Source organism: Caulobacter sp. (genome assembly GCF_035254145.1).
Lineage (GTDB): Bacteria > Pseudomonadota > Alphaproteobacteria > Caulobacterales > Caulobacteraceae > Caulobacter.
Genome location: NZ_DATFAV010000146.1, coordinates 1 through 22,191 on the forward strand (window position 1 = coordinate 1; position 22,191 = coordinate 22,191).

At 67.5% G+C, this 22,191-nt stretch carries 5 protein-coding genes; 4 read left to right on the forward strand and 1 reads right to left on the reverse strand.

The features are described 5' to 3' along the window. Positions 1-151: 151 nt before the first annotated feature. The 4 genes from VJ655_RS08685 (at position 152) to VJ655_RS08700 (ending at position 19,112) form a co-directional block, all read left to right on the forward strand. A complete protein-coding gene (locus tag VJ655_RS08685) occupies positions 152-3,769 on the forward strand; it encodes a hypothetical protein (RefSeq protein ID WP_324110669.1) in 3,618 nt (1,205 codons plus the stop codon). A 4-nt stretch (positions 3,770-3,773) separates the two neighbouring features. Further along, entirely contained in the window at positions 3,774-5,243 is a 1,470-nt protein-coding gene (locus VJ655_RS08690; RefSeq protein ID WP_324110670.1) for an endonuclease/exonuclease/phosphatase family protein, read from the forward strand. Between the two features lie 99 nt (positions 5,244-5,342). Next, positions 5,343-6,815, forward strand: a complete 1,473-nt coding sequence (locus tag VJ655_RS08695) for an endonuclease/exonuclease/phosphatase family protein (RefSeq protein ID WP_324110671.1) — start codon at positions 5,343-5,345, stop codon at positions 6,813-6,815. 9 nt (positions 6,816-6,824) lie between these two features. Beyond that, positions 6,825-19,112, forward strand: a complete 12,288-nt coding sequence (locus tag VJ655_RS08700; RefSeq protein WP_324110672.1) for a hypothetical protein — start codon at positions 6,825-6,827, stop codon at positions 19,110-19,112. A 288-nt stretch (positions 19,113-19,400) separates the two neighbouring features. Here the strand turns inward: VJ655_RS08700 and VJ655_RS08705 are convergent, their stop codons facing one another. Then, positions 19,401-22,157: a TonB-dependent receptor domain-containing protein gene (locus VJ655_RS08705; protein WP_324110673.1), complete on the reverse strand. Its 2,757-nt coding sequence runs from the start codon at positions 22,155-22,157 to the stop codon at positions 19,401-19,403. Positions 22,158-22,191 lie beyond the last annotated feature (34 nt).

Here is a 22,191-nt window from a genome sequence, read left to right on the forward strand (position 1 = left end):
CGACTATTCGACGGCCAACGCCGGCCTGTCGCTGGATCCGGTCAATCTTGGCGACCAGGACCTGGGCGGGGTGGCGCCGCTTTTCTGGCCGCTCGACATGCCCCTGGTCGGCGGCGACCAGGTGGCGCTGCGCCAAGTCTAGCGGTCGGCGATGGCGGCGCCGCAGTTCACCCAGTCGACCGGCGATCCGCGGCTCTATTGGCTCGACGCGGCCAGTTGGTCGCCGTCGGGCGGCTTTGGCCTGGTGCTGTTTGCGGACACGGGGGCCGGACCGCCGGCCCTGACCCTGGCCCAGAGCTTCACCGACTATCCCGGCGCCTATGTGACGATCGGGCAGCGCCCCACGGCGCAAGGCGAGACCGCCTTCGCCGACGCGGTCCTGGCGCTGGTTCTTCGGCTGGGCCCCGGCGCGCGCTTCTTCTGGCTGGCGCAGGCCGATCCCGACGCCGACTGGGGCCGGCGCACGCTCTACATCCGGCAGGCGGCTGGAGCGGCGCAGGGGCTGATCGACCGCCCCAGCGTCATGGCCCTGGGCCGATATCGCTTCACCATCTCCTCTGGCCAAACCTTGGCTCCGACCGCCGACGGCTTCTCGATTGACGGCGACGTCACCCCAGCCTTCCAACTGCTCACCGACGACAAGACTTGGCCGCTGGCCGGACCGCCCGCTGGCCAGACGGTGCTGGCGGCCAACGGTGCGGCGGCGGGGACCTTCCGGCTCGACCTCAGCCTGGAGGCCTCGGCCAACCCCGGCGGGATGAGCGATTTCGAACTGCTCGACGTCGGCCTCCGCTATGGCCTGGTCGATCCGGGCGACCCAGACGGGGTGCTGCTAAAATCCCTCCGCCAGCCGCTGGTGCGAGGGTTGGCCCCAACCGCGACGCCGATGAGCTTGCTGGTCGATCCGGGCGCCCCGCTCGAACCGACCCGCACGCATCTGGCTTTCGGGGCCGGCGCGCCGGTTCTCGACACCCACTACAGCGCCCAGCTTGGCTACGGCGTCAGCCTGGCGCCCGCATCGAACGGCGGGAGCGGCCTTCCGGCGGGCCTAGCCTTCCATCGTCGCCCGGCGTCCCTGACCGAAGCCCCCGGCGATGATCCGCTCTATCTGGCTCCGATCGGCCCGTTCACCCTCACCGTCGCCGCGCCGTCCGGGGGCCAGGCCACGCCTGCGGCGCGTCTGTCGCCCGGCTTGTCAGGCAGCGAGTACTTCGGCTTCTCGACCGGCCAGGCCGTACCGGTGTCGTACACGCCAGCCCAGCCGGCGTTCGCGGTCAACTTCCCGCCCAAGGCGCTCGCGCCATCATTGACGGATGAGGCCGCGCTGACGGCTCTGGCCGCCTTCGACGACCCGCCCCCGCCACTCGACGCCCGGGCCACCACCGCTTTCGCCGCCCTCGGCCCGCCCGCGGGCGGCCAGGCCTGGTACTTCGCCCAGCCGGCGGGCGCGGCCTTCTTCCATGTCCGGGAAACCGGGTCGCCGAGCCAGGACGCCCTCTTGCCCTATCTGCCGCTCCTGGAGCTGGTGACCAGCGACGTCTCCGCGCCCGGGCAGGCCTATCCCCTGACACCCTATGCCGGCGGCGACGTCGCCAACGATCTCGATCTGATCCGGGCCTTCGAAGCCCAGGTGCTCAGCCCCATGCGTCGCGCCGCCATGGGTTCGGCGGGCGGCGACCAGCTCTTCCTGCGGGCGCCGATCGCGCCCGAGGACGACGACGGGGTCCCGGCCGTGACGCCGCAGGGCATGCTTGCGACCTTCGAGGGCTCGACCTGGCGCTCGGTGATCCTCAGTCCCGCCAAGGCCCAGACGACCCTGCCGCAGCTGGCCTTCAACACCCCGGGCGCGGATTTGCGCGACGCCCTGCAAGCCAACCAGCTCTTCCTAGTGGCGGCCGATGGCGCGCGGCTGATGACCGGCGCCGACTACAACTACTGGATCACCGACGCGGTGCTTGGCGATCTGACGCGGCTCACCGGCGCCGAAGCCGTGCCGCCGTCGGTGGTGTCGCTGCTGGCGGCCAGCGCCCGGACGCCGCAGACTTCGCGGGCGGCGTTCAGGACCATGCTCGACGGCGTCCTGACCGGACCCAACGCCCAGTACCGCGACGTGGTCACCAAGTACGCGGTTTATTTCCAGTTGGAGGTCGAGGGCTGGCGCTTTCGCTTGTCGCCCTCGCTCTGGGCCGACCAGAGCCTCCATCCGCCGGTGATGATCTTCAAGTTCGCGCGCGGTCCGCTTGTCGACTTCGTGCAGAACACCGACGCCTGGGCCTGGCCCGAGGTCGCCAAGCTCGACGGCTCGATCAGCGCCACCCAGGTCCTGATCAACCAGATCATCACCGCCGCCCAGGACGAGGTCGCCGCCCAAGGCCAGGCGAGCGACCTCTACAACTTCGTCACCCAGGTGGTCAGCGACCCGGGCTGGACGGGGGTGATCGTGCTGAACGCCAACGTCCCGTTCAGCTCGGTGCCGCCAGAGTTGGCGGGGCTCGCGGCGGGCGTTGATCCAGCCGAGTTCCGCGCCCATCACGTGGGGCTGTCGGTGACGCCGGTGACGGTGGACACCGCCCAGCGCAGTCTCGCCCAGGACCACAGCGCCGTCTTCGGCCTGATCGACTACGACGATCCGCTCGACATCGCCCATACCAGTCAGGCCTTCGACTTCAAGGTCTTGCAGCTGCGCGTGCTGTTCGCCAATTCGGCGATCGCCAATTTCGCCGCCCGCATCGAGCTCTTCGTCAACCAACTCTTCGGCGAACTCGTCACCCTCTATCGCAGCGAGCACTACAACAACATCCTGCTGGACGGCGCCTACCAACGTCAGGGCGGTTCGGGTCACTACGTCTTCGCCACGAGCGCGGTTAGCACCTACGGCGCCGACGCGGTCGGGCGCGGGGGCAGCGCCTATCAGACGGTCCTTCAGAGCACCGCGCTCGAGCAAGTGCAGTTCGTCACCGCCACGGCCGACAGCGCCACCCAGAGCATCATCCGCAATCGCTTCCTGATGCGCGGCAAGCTGCGCTTCTCGGACCTGAAGGGCTTTGACGCCTTCTCGTTCGGCCCCACGCAGGACCGCAACGGCGTGACGATCGCCGACGGCTATCTGGCCTTTTCGGGCCTGTCGGTCGACATGGATTTTCCGGTGGCGACACCGGAAGCCAGGACCTTCGCTTTCAACATCGCCGGCGTCGCCTTCGACCCCGCCGCCAGCCTGGCGCGACCGACCAGTTTCTTCCAGCGCTTCCCGCTGCAGCTGGCCGCCCTGATCCGCGGCGACAAGAGCCAAAAGCCCAAGGACCTCGGCTTCATGCCGCTGGAGACGCCGCTCGCTCAGCCCGGCTTCGACGGCGAATGGTATGGCCTGGTGCTGGCGGTGGACCTGGGCACGCTGGGGGCGCTGTCGGCCGCGCCGCCCCTGTCGGCGAGCCTCGTGGCGGCCTGGTCGCCCGCTCCGCGCGGCCACGACGTCAATATCGGTCTGAAGTTGCCGGGAGTCGAAAGCATCCGGTCGCTGTCGCCGATCCAGGGGGTGATTGACCTGGGCTTCCAGTCGATCGACCTGCAGGCCCAGGGCGCGACCCAGACCCCGCCCGATCCGGCTTACACCCTACGATTCCGCAACTTCTACCTGCGGTTCCTGGGTTGGAAGTTCCCACCCGGCCAGAACGTCATCACCCTGTTTGGCAACCCCGACGTCGCCAGCCAGTCCCTGATCACCGACCGCGGCGCCCTAGGCTGGTACGCCGCCTACGCCAAGAAGGAGTAGGACGGTGGTCGATGTCCGCGTCTGCCTTTGGAACATCCAGAACTTCGGCCAGTCCACGCCGCGGTACGATGGCGTCTACCACGTCAATGGCAACGCGATGCGCAACCAGTTCATCGCGCGCCTGGTCCGCCAACATAACATCGACGTGCTCCTCATTCAGGAGGCCCAAGCCGACAGCTTGACGGCCTTGGCCGATCTGCAGCGCAAGCTCAACGCCCTGCACACCACCAAGGACTGGGCCTACAGCTGGTGCGGCTCGGCTCTGGCTCGAAGCAACGTGGACCGGCCTGCCGATTTCAACGACCTGACCATGACCACGGGCGCGCGCTCGGAAGGATACGCCGTCCTCTGGCGACGCAATCAGGACCGTTTCAAGCTTGTCGATGGTTTGACGCCGATCGCCTACAACTCGGGCCCGATCTCGGTCAGGCCGACCTCGCCGCTGAACATTTCGCAACTCGGCCGGCCCACGGGCAAGCTGGCGATCGGCGGAGCGGGGCGGGCCGACGATCAGGAAACTTTCGGCGCCACCGGCGGCTTCACCACGGCCAGGGCGTATCCAAACCAGTATGACAAGGACGACGACAGCTACGACAATCTCGACGCTTGGCCCAAGCTCAACTATCCGCCGACGGCCGGCTCGGATCCGAACAAGCTGAAATGGGCCAAGGCCAGACGTCCGGTCTATGTCGTCCTGAAACTGGGCGACAATAACACCCGGCTCTGTCCGGTGTCGGTCTATCACGCGCCCAGCAACGCCGACCGCTCATCCTGGGGCGCGTTCATCGCGGGCCTGGCGCGAGAGCTCTACGCGATAGACAAGGTCGCCGGGCTGACGCCCAATCCCGACGACGCCCAGGTCGCGACCCGCGTGGTGTTCGGCGGCGACTTCAACAATTCGGTGGCCGAAGACGACTGGCCTGACGACTATAACTACTTCGTCGCCGCCCGCGCGGCGACCATTGACGGCGGCGCGGCCAAGGCCGTGGCCCCCGCCGTCGACAGCGGCGACGCCGCGCGCCGCACCACCGTGCAGATCCTTCAGGGCGCCCAGCACGATGAGCCGATCGAAAGCGTCGATCCCAACGACTACCTGCGCCACAAGATCGACCTGTTGTTCTATGGCGGCGACGTCGCCGCCCGACGCATCGATCTAATGGCCGAGGTCACCGACAACGATGTCTATGACCTGGCTATCAAACACGCTTACAAGTTGATGAACGACACCGAAGCCTCGGTCGGCGACGACGAGGCCAATCGGCGGATGACCGACACAGGCCCGCAATACAAGGGCGTTGGTTCCGACACCTGGAAGCCGATGATCTGCGGCAGCTGGGGGGGCACCTTCGTCGACTGGGCCGAGTCTTGTAGGCAGTTTCAAGCCGGAGAGATCACCGACGCCCGTCGCGCGGCCGAATACATCCACCTCTTCGTCAGCGACCACATGCCGCTGCTCGCCACCGTCAGCTATTGAGGGCGCGGCGATGACCTTCCAGCGGCCCTCTCGCGCCTTTCGCCCTCAAGACACTAAGGCTCGTCGCCTTACCGCGCTGGCGTCCCCAGGGAGCCGGCCATGACCGACGTGAAGGTCTGTCTCTGGAACATCCAGAACTTCGGCCAGCCGACGCCACGCTACGACGGGCTCCGTTTCGCCCTCGGCAACGACCTGCGCAACAAGTTCATCGCTCGGTTCGTCAAACACTACGCGATCGACGTGCTGCTCATCCAAGAAGCCCAGCTGGACTCCCAGGCCGCGCTCGCCGACCTGCAACGCAAGCTCAACGCGGTCCATGACGACAAAAAGGACTGGGCCTACAGCTGGTGCGGGTCGGCGATCGCTGAAAACGACGTCGATGTCGTGACCCGCTCCGCCGACCTGACCATGCGCACGGGCCAGCGTTCGGAAGGGTATGCGGTGCTCTGGCGACGCGAGCAGCAGGACCGCTTCACGCTGGTCGACGGCCTTAAGCCGATCGCCTACTTGACGGGCCCGATCATTGCCAACCTGACCTCCCCGCTCAACATCTCGCAGACCGGAAAGCCGACGGGAAATCTACCGGCCGGCGGCGCGGGACGGGGCGCGCACGCCCAGACCTTCGGCGCTTCGGGCGGCTTCACCCAGGCGCGCGCCTACCCCACCCGATACAATACCGGCACGCAGCTTTACGATGACCTCGACGCCTGGCCCAAGCTCAACTACCCGCCCACCGCCAAGAAAGACCCGACGAAGCTGCGATGGTCGCGAGCCCGGCGGCCGGTCTATGTCGTCATCAAACTGGGCGACGACGACACCAGGCTCTGTCCGGTGTCGGTCTACCACGCACCCAGCAATAGCGAGCGATCATCCTGGGGGGCTTTCATCGCCGGCCTGGCGCGAGAACTCTACGCCGTCAACACCGCGGAGGGCGCAACGCCCGATCCCGACGATGTGCAGGTCGCCCGGTACGCCGTGTTCGGCGGGGACTTCAACAACGCCGTCGCCTCGAACGCTTGGCCTGGAGACTACAACTACTTCGTGGCCAAGCGTCAGAGAACCATCGATGGCGGCGCCAAATGCGCCGTCACGCCGGCGGCCAACGATGCGGCGGCCGCGCGCCGCACAACGGTCCAGATCGTCCAAGGCCGCAATCACGAGCCGATCGATAGCGCCAACGCCAACGACTACCTGCGCCACGAAATCGACCTGGTGTTCTACGGCTTCAATATTGCCGCCCAGCGCATCAACCTGATGTCCATCGTCACCAACACCGAGACCTACAACGTCGCCATCAAAGGCGCCGAAAAGCTGATGCGCGACACCGAGGCCTCCGTCGACGACCAGCCGACCCGCCGGCAGATGACCGACACCGGCCCGCAGTACAGGAACGCCCCGGACGACGCCTGGAAGCCCATGATTAGCGGGGGTTGGGGCGGCACCTTCATCGATTGGGAGGAGTCCTGCAAACAGTTCAAGGCCGGGAAAATCACCGACGCCCGTCGCGCGGCCGAATACATCCACCTCTTCGTCAGCGACCACATGCCGCTGCTCGCCACCATTACCTATTGAGGCGCGGCGATGGACATCCAACAGCTCTTCTCCGCCCTCCAGCCCTTCCAGGACCTCGACGCCAAAACCCTGACGATCCCCGCCGCCAGCGTCACAGGCTGGACAGACATCCACGCGCTGCTGACCGCGGCCCTGGCCGATCAGACTTTGTCCCTGGGCCAGATCACCAGCTTTCCGACGCCGCCGACCGCCAACGCCATCGTCTACCAGGGGACCGCGAGCCTCTTCCCCTGGAGCGGTGGGGCCACCCAGACATCGCTCAGCGTCACCGCCACGTTCAGCGTCGACGCCCAGGGCGAGCCCCAACTCCTGCTCCGCGCGATCGTCCCGGAGTCGGCCCTGCCTTGGACGCTTGGCGCCAGCCTCGAGGGGCTCGGCGCCACGGAAGTCGCCGATGTGACTTTCGAACAGGCCCTCTTCCTGCTGACCAGCCAGTCGACCAGGGTCAGTGACTATCCGGACACCGTGGCCCCGTTCGTCAACTTCCAGGGCGTCCTGGTCGCCGCTGGTCCCTTCGCGATCGCCCAGGCCCTGCTGACGACCCCCGCCAGCCGCACGATGGCCGGTCCCATCTCGCTCACCGACGGCCCGATGCCGGTGATGGACCTCAAGCCGGCCGGCGCGGCCCAGGTCACCCTGGCGGGCGTCGCCCTGGAGTTTGGGGTCAAGCTCTCGACCCTCTATGAGGTCCTGCCCTATTCCAATCCCCTCGAACCGCTGCAGACGACGCTGAAGGCGGCGTTCTCCTATGCCGAGGTCGTCGCCACCCTGGCCTTTCCACCAGGGCCGCCGCTTATCCTGTCGCTGTCGGTGCTGCCCGAGGGTGAGTTCCAAGCTTTGACCGTGTCGCAGGCCGCCCGGCCGATGTCGTCCTGGGCCGAACTCGACGCCCTGGCCGGCGGCATCGATCTTGGCGCGCTCATTCCAGTCCAGTTCCCGACCGCCACGCGGCTGGTGCTACGCAACCTCACCCTGTCGCTCTATTTCGCCGATCCGACGGCGCTGCCGCAGGTCGATGCGATCATCTTCGACGTGGCCATGGAGGTCGAGGATTGGGCCATCCTGCCCAACGACATCCTGACCGTCCACGATATCGGCGTCGCCATGACGGTGGCTTTCGAGGACGGCCAAGCCTACCCGTCGGCGTCGTTCTACACCCACTTCACCATCGTCGAGGAAGTGCCGATGGTCGCTTCGCTGGGCGTGCCCCAGTGGGTGCTGACCAGCCAGCTGCAGCCCGGCGTGATCGTGTCGGTCGAGGCGTTGATGGCCTCGGTAATGGAGAAGCTGACGGGTAAGATCTATCGTCCGCCCATCGCCATGGACATCTCGCGACTGGAAATGTCGGTCGGGGTCCTCGACCGCACCTTCGGCTTTGGAACCGATATCTTGACCGCCTGGAGCGTGGCGTTCGGCGAGGCCAACGGCGGCGCGCTGATCACCTTGAGCTTCGATGGCGTCAGCTTCGACATCGAGTACGACGGCCAACTGCTGCAAGGGGTGCTGACCGCCTATACCAGCGTCAATGAGGGCCGGTTCTTCTTCACCGCCGCTTCGCCCGGCGACGGGGCCGGCTGGGGCTTCGCCGGCGGCCTGGTCGAGGGCAGTTCGCTCAGCGTCACAAACCTCTTGCTGGGATTCATGTACCCGAGCGGCGCGATCCCGGGCGGGGCCTATGGCGTACCGTCGCTGGTCATCGACCGTCTCAAGGCCACGCTCTCCACCGACGCCAACAACACCCCCACGGCCTATACCTTCGATGGCGGCATGTCGCTGGCCTGGACCTTCTCGGTGTTCCCCGGCAGCCCCGAGTTCCAGCTTAGCGCGGGCGTCTCGCTACACGGCGAACGCGCCACAGGCTCGCTCCTGGCGCCGCGTCTGGGTCCGATCGCCGAGACCACCAGCGCCAATCGCGGACTGCTCGTCCCCCTCGGCTTGGTCGACGACGACACGCCCTGGACCATCTCCGGCGCGGTCGAAGGCACGTTCAGCCTCTATGATCTTTTGATCTCGGCCGGCTACCGCTTCTCGCCGAACAACTCGGCCCTGACCTTCGGCGTCTGGTACAAGAACCGCGGCATCCAGGCCACGCTCACCCAACGCCCCAACGCCAAGACCGCGGTCCAGGAAAGCATCCTGACCATTCGCCTCGGCGACCTGTCGTTTGGCGAAATCCTCGAATATCTGATCAACCTCGCCCTGCCGGGCGAGAGTCGCCGCCTGTCCTCGCCCTGGGACGTGCTTTACCAGATCAACTTCAAGAACCTGTCGTTGGAGGTCAACCTGACCACCAACGACATCGAGATCAGCTACGCGCTCAATCTTGATCTGACCTTCGCCCAGTTCAACGCCATCAAGCTCGTCTACAAGAACGTCAATGGCGAGGGTCGGGTCTATGTCGAGCTGACCGGCGAGTTCCTGGGCCAGCCGTTCGGCGGCGACGATGGCGAGCCGCTGTCCTGGGACGTGATCAACGACCCCGCGCCGGAGGTCCCTGGCAAGGGTCCAAGCCTGATCGACCTGCGCTATGTCGGCATGGGCCAGCATGTCGTGCTCTCAACGCCCTTGGCCGAGCTCAAGACCGTCGAAGACATCATCACCGCCTTGAAGGCCAGCGTACGGCCGGTGTCGACCGGCGGTAACCCGCTCAATGACCCCAACGCCGTCGGCCTGCGTTACGATGGCAACGCCAACTGGATGGTCGGGATCGACGCCACCATCCTCGACACCGTCACCCTGCAGGCGGTGTTCTTCGATCCGATCATCTATGGCGGGCTGATCGCGCTTGCCGGCCCGCGCGCCGGGCCGTTGGCGGGCCTGCGCTTTGAGCTCCTCTATCGCAAGATCACCGACGACATCGGCGAGCTGTCGGTGGACCTGCGGGTGCCGGACATGTTTCGCCACCTGGAGTTCGGGGCCGTCAGCGTCACCCTGGGCGTCATCCACCTCGACATCTACACCAATGGCAATTTCCGCATCGATCTGGGCTTCCCGTACAATCAGAACTTCTCACTGTCCTTCGCAGTCGAGGTCTTCCCGTTCGTCGGCGAGGGCGGCTTCTATTTCGCCTACCTGACGGGCGCGACCTCCGAACGCGTGCCGCTGGTGACCAACGGCGAGTTCAGCCCCGTGATCGAGGCGGGCCTGGGCTTGGCCGTGGGCCTGGGTAAGGACTTCCAGGCCGGCCCGCTGAAGGCCGGCCTGAAGATCGAGGTGTTCGGGATCTTCGAGGGCGTCTATGCGCCCTTCACCCCTTACGACCGGGCCAGCGGAACCGACACCTACTACTGGATCCAGGGCGCGGCCGGCATCGTGGGCCAGCTCTATGGCAGCGTCGACTTCGTGATCATCAAGGCCGAGGTCGCCATCGTGGCCCGGGCGATGGCCAGCTTCGTACTCGAGGCCCACCAGCCAACGCAGATCGAACTGAAGCTGGAAGTAACCGCCAAGGCCAAGGTCAAGGTGCTGTTCATCACCATCCACTTCAGCTTCAGCCTGACGCTGGAGGAAAGCTTCGTCCTCGGCTCGGCCTCGACTCCGGCCTGGATCGAGGGCGCGCGCAGCCCGCGTCTGGCGCCGCGGCAAAGTCTGGCCGAGGCGATGGCCAGTCCGGCCGGCGCGCCGCCGCGCTTGCGCCAACAGCGCAGCCAGCGCGCCACGACGCGGCTGACACGCTTGCGCCATGCGCGACACCGCTTGCCGGGCCTGACCGAGAATCCCGCCTATCGCAGCCTGCACTGGGCCCGCACCGCCGGTCTGGGCCGCGCTCTGCCGCGCCTGGCGCTTCTGGCGACCACGGCCGGCGCCTGGCCGCCGACGCCGGTGTTTGGCGAGGGTAACGCCCAGGTCGCCCGCGTGCAGTTCGCGCCGATGTTCACGATCGCCGACCCGGCGAGCCTGCATCCGGCCAGCCAGGCCCTGGCCCGCGGCGTCGCTGGCCAGGCGCCGCAGGACGACTCGACGGGCAACCAAGTGCAGATCGTCCTTGGCCTGGTGGCCGAGAGCGCCAGCGATCCCAACGTCCACGGCCACGCCGCGGCCCGGCGGTTCACGCTCGATCACGTCCACCATCTGGGCGAAACGGGGGATCCGCCCCTGGCGACCATGGTCGAGGCCTTCTTCCGCTGGGCCGCTCAGGCGGGGGCGGGCAAGACCGACGACGAGTCGTTGAGCCTTCTGGCCCTTGAGGATGTGCTCAACGAGTTGGCCGATCCGGCCTTCCAGCAGGCGACCTTCGACTATCAGAACCTCACCGACTTCCTGAACGCCAGTCTGCATTTCGAGGTCGCCGCCTATCCGACCAGCGGTCCTGCGCCCGCCAACACCAGCGGCGTCTTCGTGCCGCTCGCGCCGGCCATCACCGCCACGGTGACGCAAGGCGGGGTCGAGACCACGCGTGATTTTTCGGCATACAACCCCGTCAGCGCCGCCTATGCGGCCAATCTGGCGGCCTATTTCCAGCAGCTCTTGACCAACGCCACCAGCCAGGCGGGCAGCACGCCCGGCCTCGACGAAGAGGCCGGCGCGCCGACCGCAACGCCGGATCCGGTTACGGTCACGAGCTTGGCGGAACTGGTGTTCAGCGAGTACTTCGTGCTCCTCACCCAGGCGGCCCTGCAGTCAGCGATCGCCTGGCTCAAGGCCTATAAGGTCGACTATCCCGAAACCGAGGGCCCCAGTCTCGTCGCCTTGGCCGAGCGTTTCGACCCGTTGCTGGCGCAGGTCGGCTTGGCCCAGGGCCAAAGGCCGCTCGATCTGGCGCTGGCCAGCGGCCATCACCCGGCCCAGTTCGCCGCCATCGGCGGGCTGGACGATGCGCCGTTGACGCTGGCCGTCGGCGTGACGCCGCTGTCGATCGCCGAGGACAATCCCGACGCCGAGCTCGCCGCGGACCTGTCGCTGAACTTCCCCGGCCTGGCCTATCAGGTGCGCGCCAACCAGTCCCTGGACGCGATCGCCCAGGCCGTGCCGTTCGTCGCCCCGGCGACCCCGTTGACTGGCGCGGCGATCGGGACGGCCAATGCCGGCCTCCCCGGCCTCCTGCGCCAGGGCGCGAACCTGGTCATTCCAAGCTTCACCTACCAGCCCTATCCCGGCGACACGCAGAACTTCGTGACCGCCTTCTTCCAGACTCGTAACGACGGCGTGGCCGGCGCGCCGCACCTGGACTGGTACGAACAGGCGATCTCGACGCTGAACCCCACCGTCGACTGGACAACCCTCACCCCGCAGTCGCCGGCGATCATCGTGCCGCGCGCCTATCTGGATTCGACCGCCGCCACCGGCCCCTATCCGATCCACCAGGGCGACACCCTAGCCCTGATCGCCGCGGCCCTGGCCCGCTTCCAAGCGATGGACAACAGTGTCAATCCGCCGGTGACGACCGCGACCTCGATCCCGGCCATGGCCCATGTCATCGCCTCGACCGACACCTTCGACAGCCTGGTGCGAGCCTTCCCGGGGCTGGAAGCCTCCGCCCTGATTGGGGCCAACACCGCAGCGAGCGTGCTCACCCCGCTGGCGATCGCGCGGCTGCCGGCCTTCACGGCTAAGCCGCCTGCCCACCAGACCCTGGCGTCGATGGCCACCGCCTACGATCTCTCGCTCGCCGATCTGGTCGACATCGTCGAGGAAAAGAACGCCCTGTTCCTGGGCGGGACGACCCTGACAATCCGCGACGTCCCCACCCAGACCGTCAATCAGTTCGTCACCCAGCTGAAAACCACCGCCACGCTCAACGACGTCGCCCACCAGGTCTCGAACTTCCTGGCTCATGGCCTGCGCGTGCCGGCGCCGGACGACACGACCTTCACCAACCTCACGCCGCAGGAAGTGCTCGACGGCGAGTTCGTCGGCGCGCTCTACGGCATGGCCGATCAGGTCGGTCAGCAGTTTGCCTGGCCCGACACCACCACGCCGGTGACCGTCAAGTTGACTCACGCCAGCGTGGATTGGCTAAGCTTCGTCGACACCCTGGTGGTCGACGAAACCACCGACGCGCTCGTCGATCCGCAGCTGCGGGCCATGAACCCGCGCCTGGCCCGAGGCGAGGCGGTCAGGCCCGGCCTGATCCTGGCCACCGACGCGATCTCTGAGATCGATCTGACGATCGATGCGGCGAACTTCGGCGCCTACCTGCCCTCGACGACCGTGACCCTGGACGCCCAGGCGCCGACGGCGGCGACCAATTTCGACGAGACCCCGGTTCGCTACAACTTCCAGGTCACTCAGCACTGGCAGGCGGCGTCGCGGCCGACCCTGCCGGGCGCAGCGGCCAGCGGCGCGCCGGGCGAGCCGAGTCTTTGGCCCCTGCCCGGCAATCTGCAGCGGTTCGCCGACGCTGGCGGCAAGTCGTTCACCTTGGCCACCACGCCGCTCTCGGCGCCGCCGGAGACCCCCGCAACGGCGGTCGACTCCTATGCCTGGGCGATCCAAATCCCCATCGCGCTCAGCCGCGTGGCCAATCCCAATGATCCGGCCGACACCGCCACGCCTCAGAGCAGCTCGCCGCTCGGCGACGCCTGGCTCGATGGCCTCTATCTGGTCAAGGGCGCGAGCGGCGCCGACGCGCAGCGGCTCTACGATCTTTGGACCCATCTGGCCGCCGGCGACAGCGCCGAGCTCTATCTGCTCTACACGCCCAACGGCGCGGGCGCCGCGCCGCAGGGCTATGCGTCCGACGCTCTCGACATCACCGAGACGGTGCTGCTGAAGACGAATCTGTCGACGGTCACACGCGCCCCGAGCCTTGCCGCGCCCGAAGCGGCCACGTCGAGCGTGGCGCCGCCGTCGGCCGCGACCTATAGCGCCACGATCGCCAACGCCCTCGATTTCCTGTGCCTGCTCTGGCAGGCCTCGGTGGTCGTCGAAGGGGGCTTCTACCTCCGCTACGACGCCGGCGGCGCAGGCCTGCCGGACTTCGTGTTCGACGATGCAGGCAAAGGCAGTCTGCAGGTGGTCTGCCTGCTCGGCAGCCAGACCGCTGCGGCGGGTGGTCCGCTTCTGGCGCTGAACAACGTCGCTGTCGTCGGGGCCAATCTCGACGCTTCAGCCATCCAGCTCTTCGCCGAGCAAACCGGCGCGGGGGCGCCCGTCACCCGCGTGGCGATCAATCCGACCGGTACGGTGGGCTTCGAGATCAATCGGACCGATCCGGCCCCGCCCTCGGGCGACCCGACCCCAAGCCAAATGGCCGGCATGCTCTATGGACTCTTCGGCTACCAGATCGACGCGGCGACCGGCTACACGGCCAGCAACGAGGCCGTCCCCCAGGGCCCGGCGCCCGAGACAGGCGACCTGGACGGGGTGGGCCAAAACATCGTCTACAGCCAAGCCATCACCGTCTATCCCCGCGCTACGGCCGAGGGCCTGGTCGCCCAGAGCAACCCCTGGCTGCCGCCGGCGGGCGGTGACCCCTATGCCGGCATCTCAAGCACCAGCGCCGTGGCCCTGCGGTTCGCGGCCCACGACGTCTTTGGTAACAAGGCCGTGGTCACCGATCCGCTCGGCGGGGTCTCGATCGACAACCGCTACACTGACCGCCTGGCCGGAATCGGCGACTGGCCGGGGACCAATTGGTCCTATCGCCCGGTCGGCGTGGCGCCGAATGGCCAGCTGGAGATCGACGGGGCGCTCCAGACCAACACTTATCTGCCCGACCCGCAGGTCTCGTCCGAGAAGGCGCTGTCGTCGGCCAGCGCCCATGCCCAGAAATTCAAGCAAGCCTTCTACCAGATCCGTCGTCCGGGCGTGGACATCCGGGTCGACAGCAGCCTGTCGGCGACGGCGCTGACGCCGCCGCTCGCGCCGCTAATCGGCTACCTCTCGGCGGCTTACGTCTACACAAGCCAACTCGCCGGCCTGTCCCTCAAGACCTACAAGGTCATCGGCTCCCAGACCCTCGCTGGCATGGCGACGGCGACCAGCGCCGCGGCCGAGGACCTGTTGCGTGACAATCTCGAGCGGCCGGTCGACGCTCTCTTCTCCGGCGATGTCACCACCCCGCTCTTCGCGCAGGTCAAACACAACGAGACGCTCAACGCCTTTGCTGTCCGCGTTGGTGTCGCGGCCGACACCCTGCTCAGCCAGTGGGGCAACGCGGCGGTCGCCCGCATCCCCGCGGGCGTTGATCTGGTGATCGCGCCCGCCCAAGCCCCCTTGGTCCCAGACGCGACGCTGGCGGGGTACGCCGCCAGCGTCGCGTGCACGGCCGGCGATATCGCACGCGCCAACCAGGACGTCGCTGGCCTGATCGGCGAGGGCCTGACCCTCGGCGTTCGGGGGATCATCCTGAGCACCGGTGAGAACGACACCTTCGCAAGCCTGGTCGGCCGGTTCGCCGGGCTTGGGATCACCACCAACGTCGAGGAGATCGGCGTCGCCAACCAGAACGTTCCGGGCCTGCTCGTGCTAGGCCAGGACCACGCGACCTTCGCCTATGATCGCCGCCTGGTGGCGACGACGACCACCGTGGCCTCGGTTGTCGCCAGCCTGTTCGGCGACGATCTTGCGCAGTTCATCGCCCTGAACGGCGAGCTGGCCGGTCTCCTGGCTCAGGACAATCGCCTGCGGATCGGCCAAACGGTCGCCCCCGCGCCAGTCGACAGCCTGCGACGCTATCTGGCCCACGCCAGCGGGGTCAGCCTGGCCGACTTCGCCGCGGCCAACGCGGCCGCGGCGCTCAAGGACGCCACCGTCTGGCTCGTGCCCGCCCAGTTGGATACCGCCAATCTCGCGGCCACGCCCTATGGCGTTCAGGCCGGCAAGACCTTCGGCCAGATCGCCACCCTGTTCGGCGTCTCCGCCGAGGTCCTGGGCGAGGAGGACGAGACCATCCCGGGGATCTTCGTCCCCGACCAAACGGTGACGGTCGGTTCGGCCTCGGTCGTCACCGGCCCGGAGGATTCCCTGGCCACCCTGATCGGCAAGTTCCCGGCCGGGGCCCAACCCAGTCTCGCCCAGCTTGTCGCCGCCATCGCCGACCAGTCGGGGCTGATGGCGCCCGGCGCGGCTCTCGTCTGTCCGGTCCCCATCGCCAGCGCCGCCGGTCCCGGCGCGGTCCTGACGCTCAATACCCTGGCCGGCGCGTTCATGACGGACCAGGATGGCGTCAAGCTGGCCAAGTCCAACGCCGCCCTGCTGGGTTTCCTCAAGGCGGGCGCGACCTTCACCCTGGCGGGACAGAGTTTCACGGTGGGCCAGGATCAGACGCTGGCCAACCTGTTGGGCGCGGTCAACGCCGTGCTCGACGCGCCGCTGGCTTATGACGCCATGCTCGCCGCCCTGCTCGACCAGGCGATTGTCTCGCCGTCCAGCAAGGTGCTGCTGCCGCCGCCGCCCGCGACGTTGAGAGCGCGCCTTCCGGCGACGCCGGCGATGAGCGACGTGATCTCGCGAATGGAAACCACGCTGACCCTGAGCCGGCCGCCCGGGGAGATCGACGCCGCCTTCGCCAATGTCGCGACGGTTCGTGAGGCGACGACGCCGATCGCGCCGCTTTCCGACGGCGTGCCCGCCACCTTGACCACGTTCGCCACGGCGCTGGCCGATCTCTACGGCGGCGCGCTCCAGGTCGCCGCTTCGGGACGTGGCGGTCAGGGCGAGCAGCGCCAGTACGTCGTGCGCTTCGATGCGCCGGCCGACACGGCCACCACCAAGGCCATCCGCGAGGTCGCCGTCGAAACGGGCGCGAGCTTCCTGGGCCTGCCGCCACTGGCCAACAGCCTCGTCTCGCGCCCCGCCGACGTGCGCACCTATGTTTCAGGCGGCGCCGAGCCGTTCACCACCACCACCAATCTCTTGCGCTTCCAGGCGGTGGATGTCGGCGACTGGGTGAGCGACTTCCTGGCGACGCTCGAGCAGGCGCTTTCGCCGGCCTACGCCTCGGCCGGTTATGCGGCCACCGCGGCAGCCGGCGGCGGCTCCACCGATTTCGACGGTCTGCTGGCGGCCAAGGCCAGCTTGGCCGACAAGATCGCCGGCCAGTTGACGGCGATCGAAAGCGGCGACGCGGCCATCGATCCGCTCGCCGCCCGCAAGGCGATGTCGGGGCTGCTGAGCGTCAATCTCTCGACCGGCTACGCCACCGACGCGGTCATCCAGGTTCCCACACGTATCCAAGCCCAGTTCGGCGGCGGCGATCTCGATAGGGGCGGCCACCGGCTGACCGGCAAGACGAGCTCGGCGCACGCGGTGCTCTCGACGGCCTCGACCTTGCAAGCCGTGGCTGACGGCTATTCGATTTCGGTCGACGGCGTCTTTGATCTCCTATCGGCGACACCCAACATTCTGCAGGCGGGCGTCGTGCTGACGCTCGATGGCAAGACCTGGACGATCGGCGAACATGACACCCTGCAGAACGGGTGTGAGACGTTGTCGACCACGCCCCAAGCCTTGGCCGCCGCGTTCAAGGATCAGGCGCCGCTCTTCCGCGATGGCGTCCAGTTGACCATCGACGGCTATGCGGCCAGCTCAGGATTTGGCGACAGCCTGGCGACCATGGCCGACGCCCTCGATGTAAGCCTGCGGTTCCTGGCCCTGGCCAATCAGGACCTAGCCGGCCTACTGACGGGGACGGTCTATGTCGGCGCCACGCCGGTGAGCATCACGCCAGCGACGTCGAGCTTGGCCGGGCTCGCCCAGGCGCAGGGCCTGGCGGTGGGTGTCCTGGCCGCGATGATCGGCAACCAGGCGGTGTTGACCGACGGCAGCGTCCTGCGGGTCGTGCGCTGGACGCCCGAATACAGCCTCAACCCGGGCAAGATCGGGCTCGACGCCGCCAGCGGCGCGCTAACCCTGTTGCTGAACGTCAAGAACAAGGCCCGCTATCGCCGCCTCTTCCTGAATCTGGCCTTCGAGATCGGAGCGCTGGAATACCAAGTCGAGCGGGCCGACTATGTCGAAGGCTATGAGACCTCAAGCTGGCTGACCTTCGTCAATCCGCTGCCCGCCACGCCCGCGCGTCTGGGCGGCGCGCTGGTCGACACCCACATCGGCCAACTCGACATCCCCATTCCCCTGCGCGCCTATCCGGCGACGCCGCGGCTGGACTATCAAAGCGCCCGCGCCACCTATCGGCCCAGCGACATCCCGCCCACCGACACCGTGGCCGAGAAGATCGCCAAGGCCGAAGCCTGGTCCTACTCCGCCGCTTTCGAAATGGCCCTGGCCGCGCAGGACACGGCTCAGATCGGAATCGGCCTGAACTACCGTCCGAAGGTCGAGCGCGACGCCTTGGCCGTCGCCGCCGATCCGTTCGAGGCGCTCGCGGAGTGGGCCACCAACGCCTCGGCGATCAAGGCGGACCTGGCCCTGCTGATCGAGCCGGCGACGGCGAGCGCGCCGGCCGCGATTTCGGCCGTGGCCGCGCTCGCCGACGTCGCCGGCAAGATCGCCGCCAACTGGGGGTTCGTCCAAGCCGGCTCTTCCGACCTCGACGCCGATGCGGGCGATGGCCTCATACCGTCGGAATACTATGGTTTCGATCTGCAGACGCGCACCCGTCCTGGTCCCGCCGGCGTCCCGCTGCTGGACGCCCTGGTGTTGATCCGCGCGGCCGGAACGGAGACCTGGGGTCCGGACGGCCAGATTCCGTCGCTGGGCTATCTCGACGTCGACGGAACGCTGCGGCCCCTAGACAAGCCCGCGCCACCCATTGGCCCCGCCCCGGCATCGCTGTCCTATGACTTCAAGGAGGACGTACCGGAGGATGGTCGGCGCACCTATGTGATCTGGTACGATGCGCTCAATGTCGTGACCTATCAGAACGCCCGCGCGGCCGTGTCGGTCAGCCGCAACCGGAACCTTTCGCCGGGCAAGGCGACCAACAGCCTCTTTGTCTACCAGACCCCGCAGATCACCTTCGCCAACCTCGCCACGCCCAGCCTGCGGTTCGACCACTCGCTGCTGTTCGGCAGTGGGCCAGCGAGCGCCCTGCCCGCGGCCTTGACGACGCTGTTCAGCGATCTCCTGGGCCCCACGCCCGACACCGCCCTGAGCGAACAGCGGATGACCGGCGACTACGGCTTCGTCCTGGCCAGCGCCGGCCAAGGCGGCGTCCTGTCGCCCGACGATCTGGTCTCCATGACCCCGATGTTCTTCCGGCCGACCGCGGCCTACGATCCGGCCACGCCGACCAACACCAGCGCCGCCGTCGCTGATTGGCTGTCGGTCCATGCGCCAGCCCCGACCAACACGGCCTTCTGCAGTTTTGGGGTGCAGATCTTTTCGGGAATGATCCCAACCCTGAAGCAGCCCCTGATGGACTTCACCCGGCTCGACTTCCAGTTGACGACCTAGCCACCGCCAATCTGCTCCGATATCTCAGGCGTCGTCGCTCTTGCACCGTGAGCCGAAAACGTAACTCGCGCCCAATCCCATCAGCATACGCGGATAGCCGAAGGCGGCGTTGTCTGGTCCGCCCGGCGCAAGTTTGCGTAGACACGACGCCTTTCCCTGGAACTCACGAAAGCGAACGACGGGTCAGTCGGGGAGCCGGCGTCCAACACGCCACATAGCCAAAAAAGCTCCCCGGCCACGTGGGCCGGGGAGGCGCAGGAGATAGGCCCCAAGGGGCGGGGGAAAATTCTAGAACCGGGCGTCCAGGCGAACGTAGGACTGCCGTCCGAACGGGTCGGCCACGGAGCTCAGGTAGCCCGTGTACTTGGCCGAGGGCGGCGCGCGGTCGAAGACGTTGATCGCGCCCACCGTCACGCGATAGCGCTCGTCCTGGCCGAAGGCGTAGGCGTACTGCAGATCCAGCACCGTCCAGGACTTCACCCGCGCCTTGGTCGTGGCGGTTATGGCGATGGCGTAGTCGTCCATCACGCCCGAGACGTAGCGGACCGTGGCGCTGGCGAAGTGCGGCCCCATCGACCAGTCGACCGAGGACAGGTTGCGATACCTGGGCGCCGCCGCGGCCGTCGAGGGCGAGGTCGTGGTGTTGTTGCGGCGGCCGACGCCGTCATAGACCAGCGAGCCGGTGTCGATGTCGTACTTCAGGAGATAGCTGAGATTGTCGCGCAGGGTGAAGGTGCTGTCGCCCACGTCGAACGACCAGCTGCCCGCGATGTCCAGGCCCGAGGTCTGGGTGCCGCTCTTGGCGTTGTAGCTGGTGACGTAGATCGTCTGCGCCACGCCGCTCTGGTCGCGCACCACCTGCGGCCCGTTGGGCGCGGCGTTGATCACGGCCTGGCCGTTCTGCACGGCGATCTGGTTGTCGTACTTGAACGTCCACCAGTCCAGCGACAGCGAAGCGCGACGCACCGGCAGCCAGGTGACGCCCAGGTTATGCACCTTGGAGGTCTGGGGCTTGAGGTCGGCGTTGCCGATCGTCGTCACCGTCCGGAAGTTGGTGGTGCCCAGCACCGGGTCGGTGATGTTGACGACGTTGTTGCTGATCGGGCCGTTGGTCGCGTTCTCCAGGCCCGGCGCCTGGAAGGCCGTGCTGGCCGAGGCGCGCAGCGACAGGCTCTCGTTCGGCCGCCAGATCAGCGAGGCCTTGGGATTGGTCGTCTTGAACCCGCCGTAGTCCTCGTGGCGCACGGCCAGATCCAGGTTCATGCCGTCGACGATCGGCAGGTTCCACTCGGTGAAGACGCTCTTGATCGTCCGGTCGGCGTCGCGGTCCACCGAGGGCCCGCCGAACGCGGCGTAGCCGCTGCGCAGCAGGTCGGAATAGTGGATCGACTCCCCTTCCCGCCGCCATTGCAGGCCGACGGCGCCAGAGATGTCGCCGGCCGGCAGGCGTAGCTTGCCCAGCGTGCCGTCGATCACCAGGTCGGCGATCTCCATGTCGCGGACCGTGCGGGTGAACACCTCGGACTGGATGTTGAACAGGACCGCCGGATTGTTGGTCGTGTTGTCCTTGGCGAACGGGCTCAGATAGTAGCAGTTGCCTTGGCCGGGGACCGCGCCGACACCCGCGCCGTTCCAGCGGTAGTTGCAGTTCTGGCCGCCGTAGCCGTTCAGCGCGGCCTGGAACAGGTTCATGTCGGTGTCGTGGTCGCGGAAGACGTTGCTGGACCACGAGGAGGTCAGGGTGGCGGCGTAGTTCCAGTCGCCCAGCAGCGGCCCCTTGGCGCCGACCACGTTGTGGAACTGGTTCGCCTCGTTGCGCTGCACGTTGTAGTTCAGCCCCGCCAGCCCCTGCGAACCGATGGGACGGCCCACATAGTACACGGCCACGCCGAAGGGGTTGTAGGGGTTCGAGGCGGGCACGACCGGCGGCGTCGCGCCGTTGTGGTTCTGGGCGTAGGACGGCACGCCGTAGCGCTGCGAGTCCTGGTGATAGATCGCCGATTCCAGGAACAGGGTGTGCTGGTCCGTGAGGTCGTACTCGCCCTCGATGTGGATCAGGCCGCTCTGGCTGGCGCCGCGGATCGGGTTCTGGGCCTGGAAGCTGAAGGCGCACGAGCCGATCGCATAGCCGGGCCCGCTGGCCGACGGCGTGAAGACGCTCTTAGTCTCGGCCGAGCCGCAGTTGGGATCGACCACGGCCAGCGTCCCGGCGGCGTTCTTGTAGGTGTCGTACAGGGTCGAATAGTTGACCCCGTTGATGACCACGTCCCCGCCGCTCGCGGCGCGCGGACGCCCCGTCAGGGTGAACGCGCCCGGATTGGCCCCCGCCCCCGACGAGGCGTTGAAGATGTTGGTCACCGCCCGGTCGGCGTTCTGCAGCCGCTCGATGTCGGTGTACGAAGCCGACGCCACCAGCCGCGATCGATCGCCCTTGGCGCCCCACATCGCCTGGACCTGCCAGGCCGGCGAGTCCTCGATGTAGGTGTACTGGGCGCTGGTCTTGAAGCCCTCGAAGCGACTGTCGGTGATGATGTTGAACACGCCGGCCACGGCGTCCGCGCCGTAGGTGGCCGAGGCGCCGTCCAGCACCGTCTCGACGCGGGCGACGGCGATCGGCGGGGTCAGGCTGTTGAGGTTGACGTAGCCGTCCGACTTGACGACCCGGCGGCCGTTCATCAGCACCAGGGTGGCGCCCGAACCCAGGCCGCGCAGGTTGGCCGAGCGGGTGTCCTTACTGTCCTGCCCGCCCTTGGCCAGATCCTGAACGCCGCCCATGCTGCCGATGTTCTGTGGGACGTAGCGCAGCAGGTCGCCGATCGAGACCACGCCGGTCTTGGTCAGGGCCTTCTGGTCGACCGAAACGACTGGCGAGGCCAGATCCTCCTGCTTGACGTTGCGCAGGAAGCTGCCGGTCACGACCACGGCGTCGACCTGGGTGGCCTCCGCCGCCTGGTCCTGGGCGCACGCTCCGCCCGCCAGCAGGGCCGCGGCCGACACGCCGCCAAGGCCGGCCAGCAGGCCGCGACGCCGATTGAAGTTACGCATGGTGTTCCCTCCCCTTTTTTGTTTTTGACGCAGA

Excerpts from the sequence above, each read along its gene's own strand:
- VJ655_RS08685 (WP_324110669.1), top strand. The coding sequence starts at position 152 with ATGGCGGCGCCGCAGTTCACCCAGTCGACCGGCGATCCGCGGCTCTAT.
- VJ655_RS08695 (WP_324110671.1), top strand. The coding sequence starts at position 5,343 with ATGACCGACGTGAAGGTCTGTCTCTGGAACATCCAGAACTTCGGCCAG.
- VJ655_RS08700 (WP_324110672.1), top strand. The coding sequence starts at position 6,825 with ATGGACATCCAACAGCTCTTCTCCGCCCTCCAGCCCTTCCAGGACCTC.
- VJ655_RS08705 (WP_324110673.1), bottom strand. The coding sequence starts at position 22,157 with ATGCGTAACTTCAATCGGCGTCGCGGCCTGCTGGCCGGCCTTGGCGGC.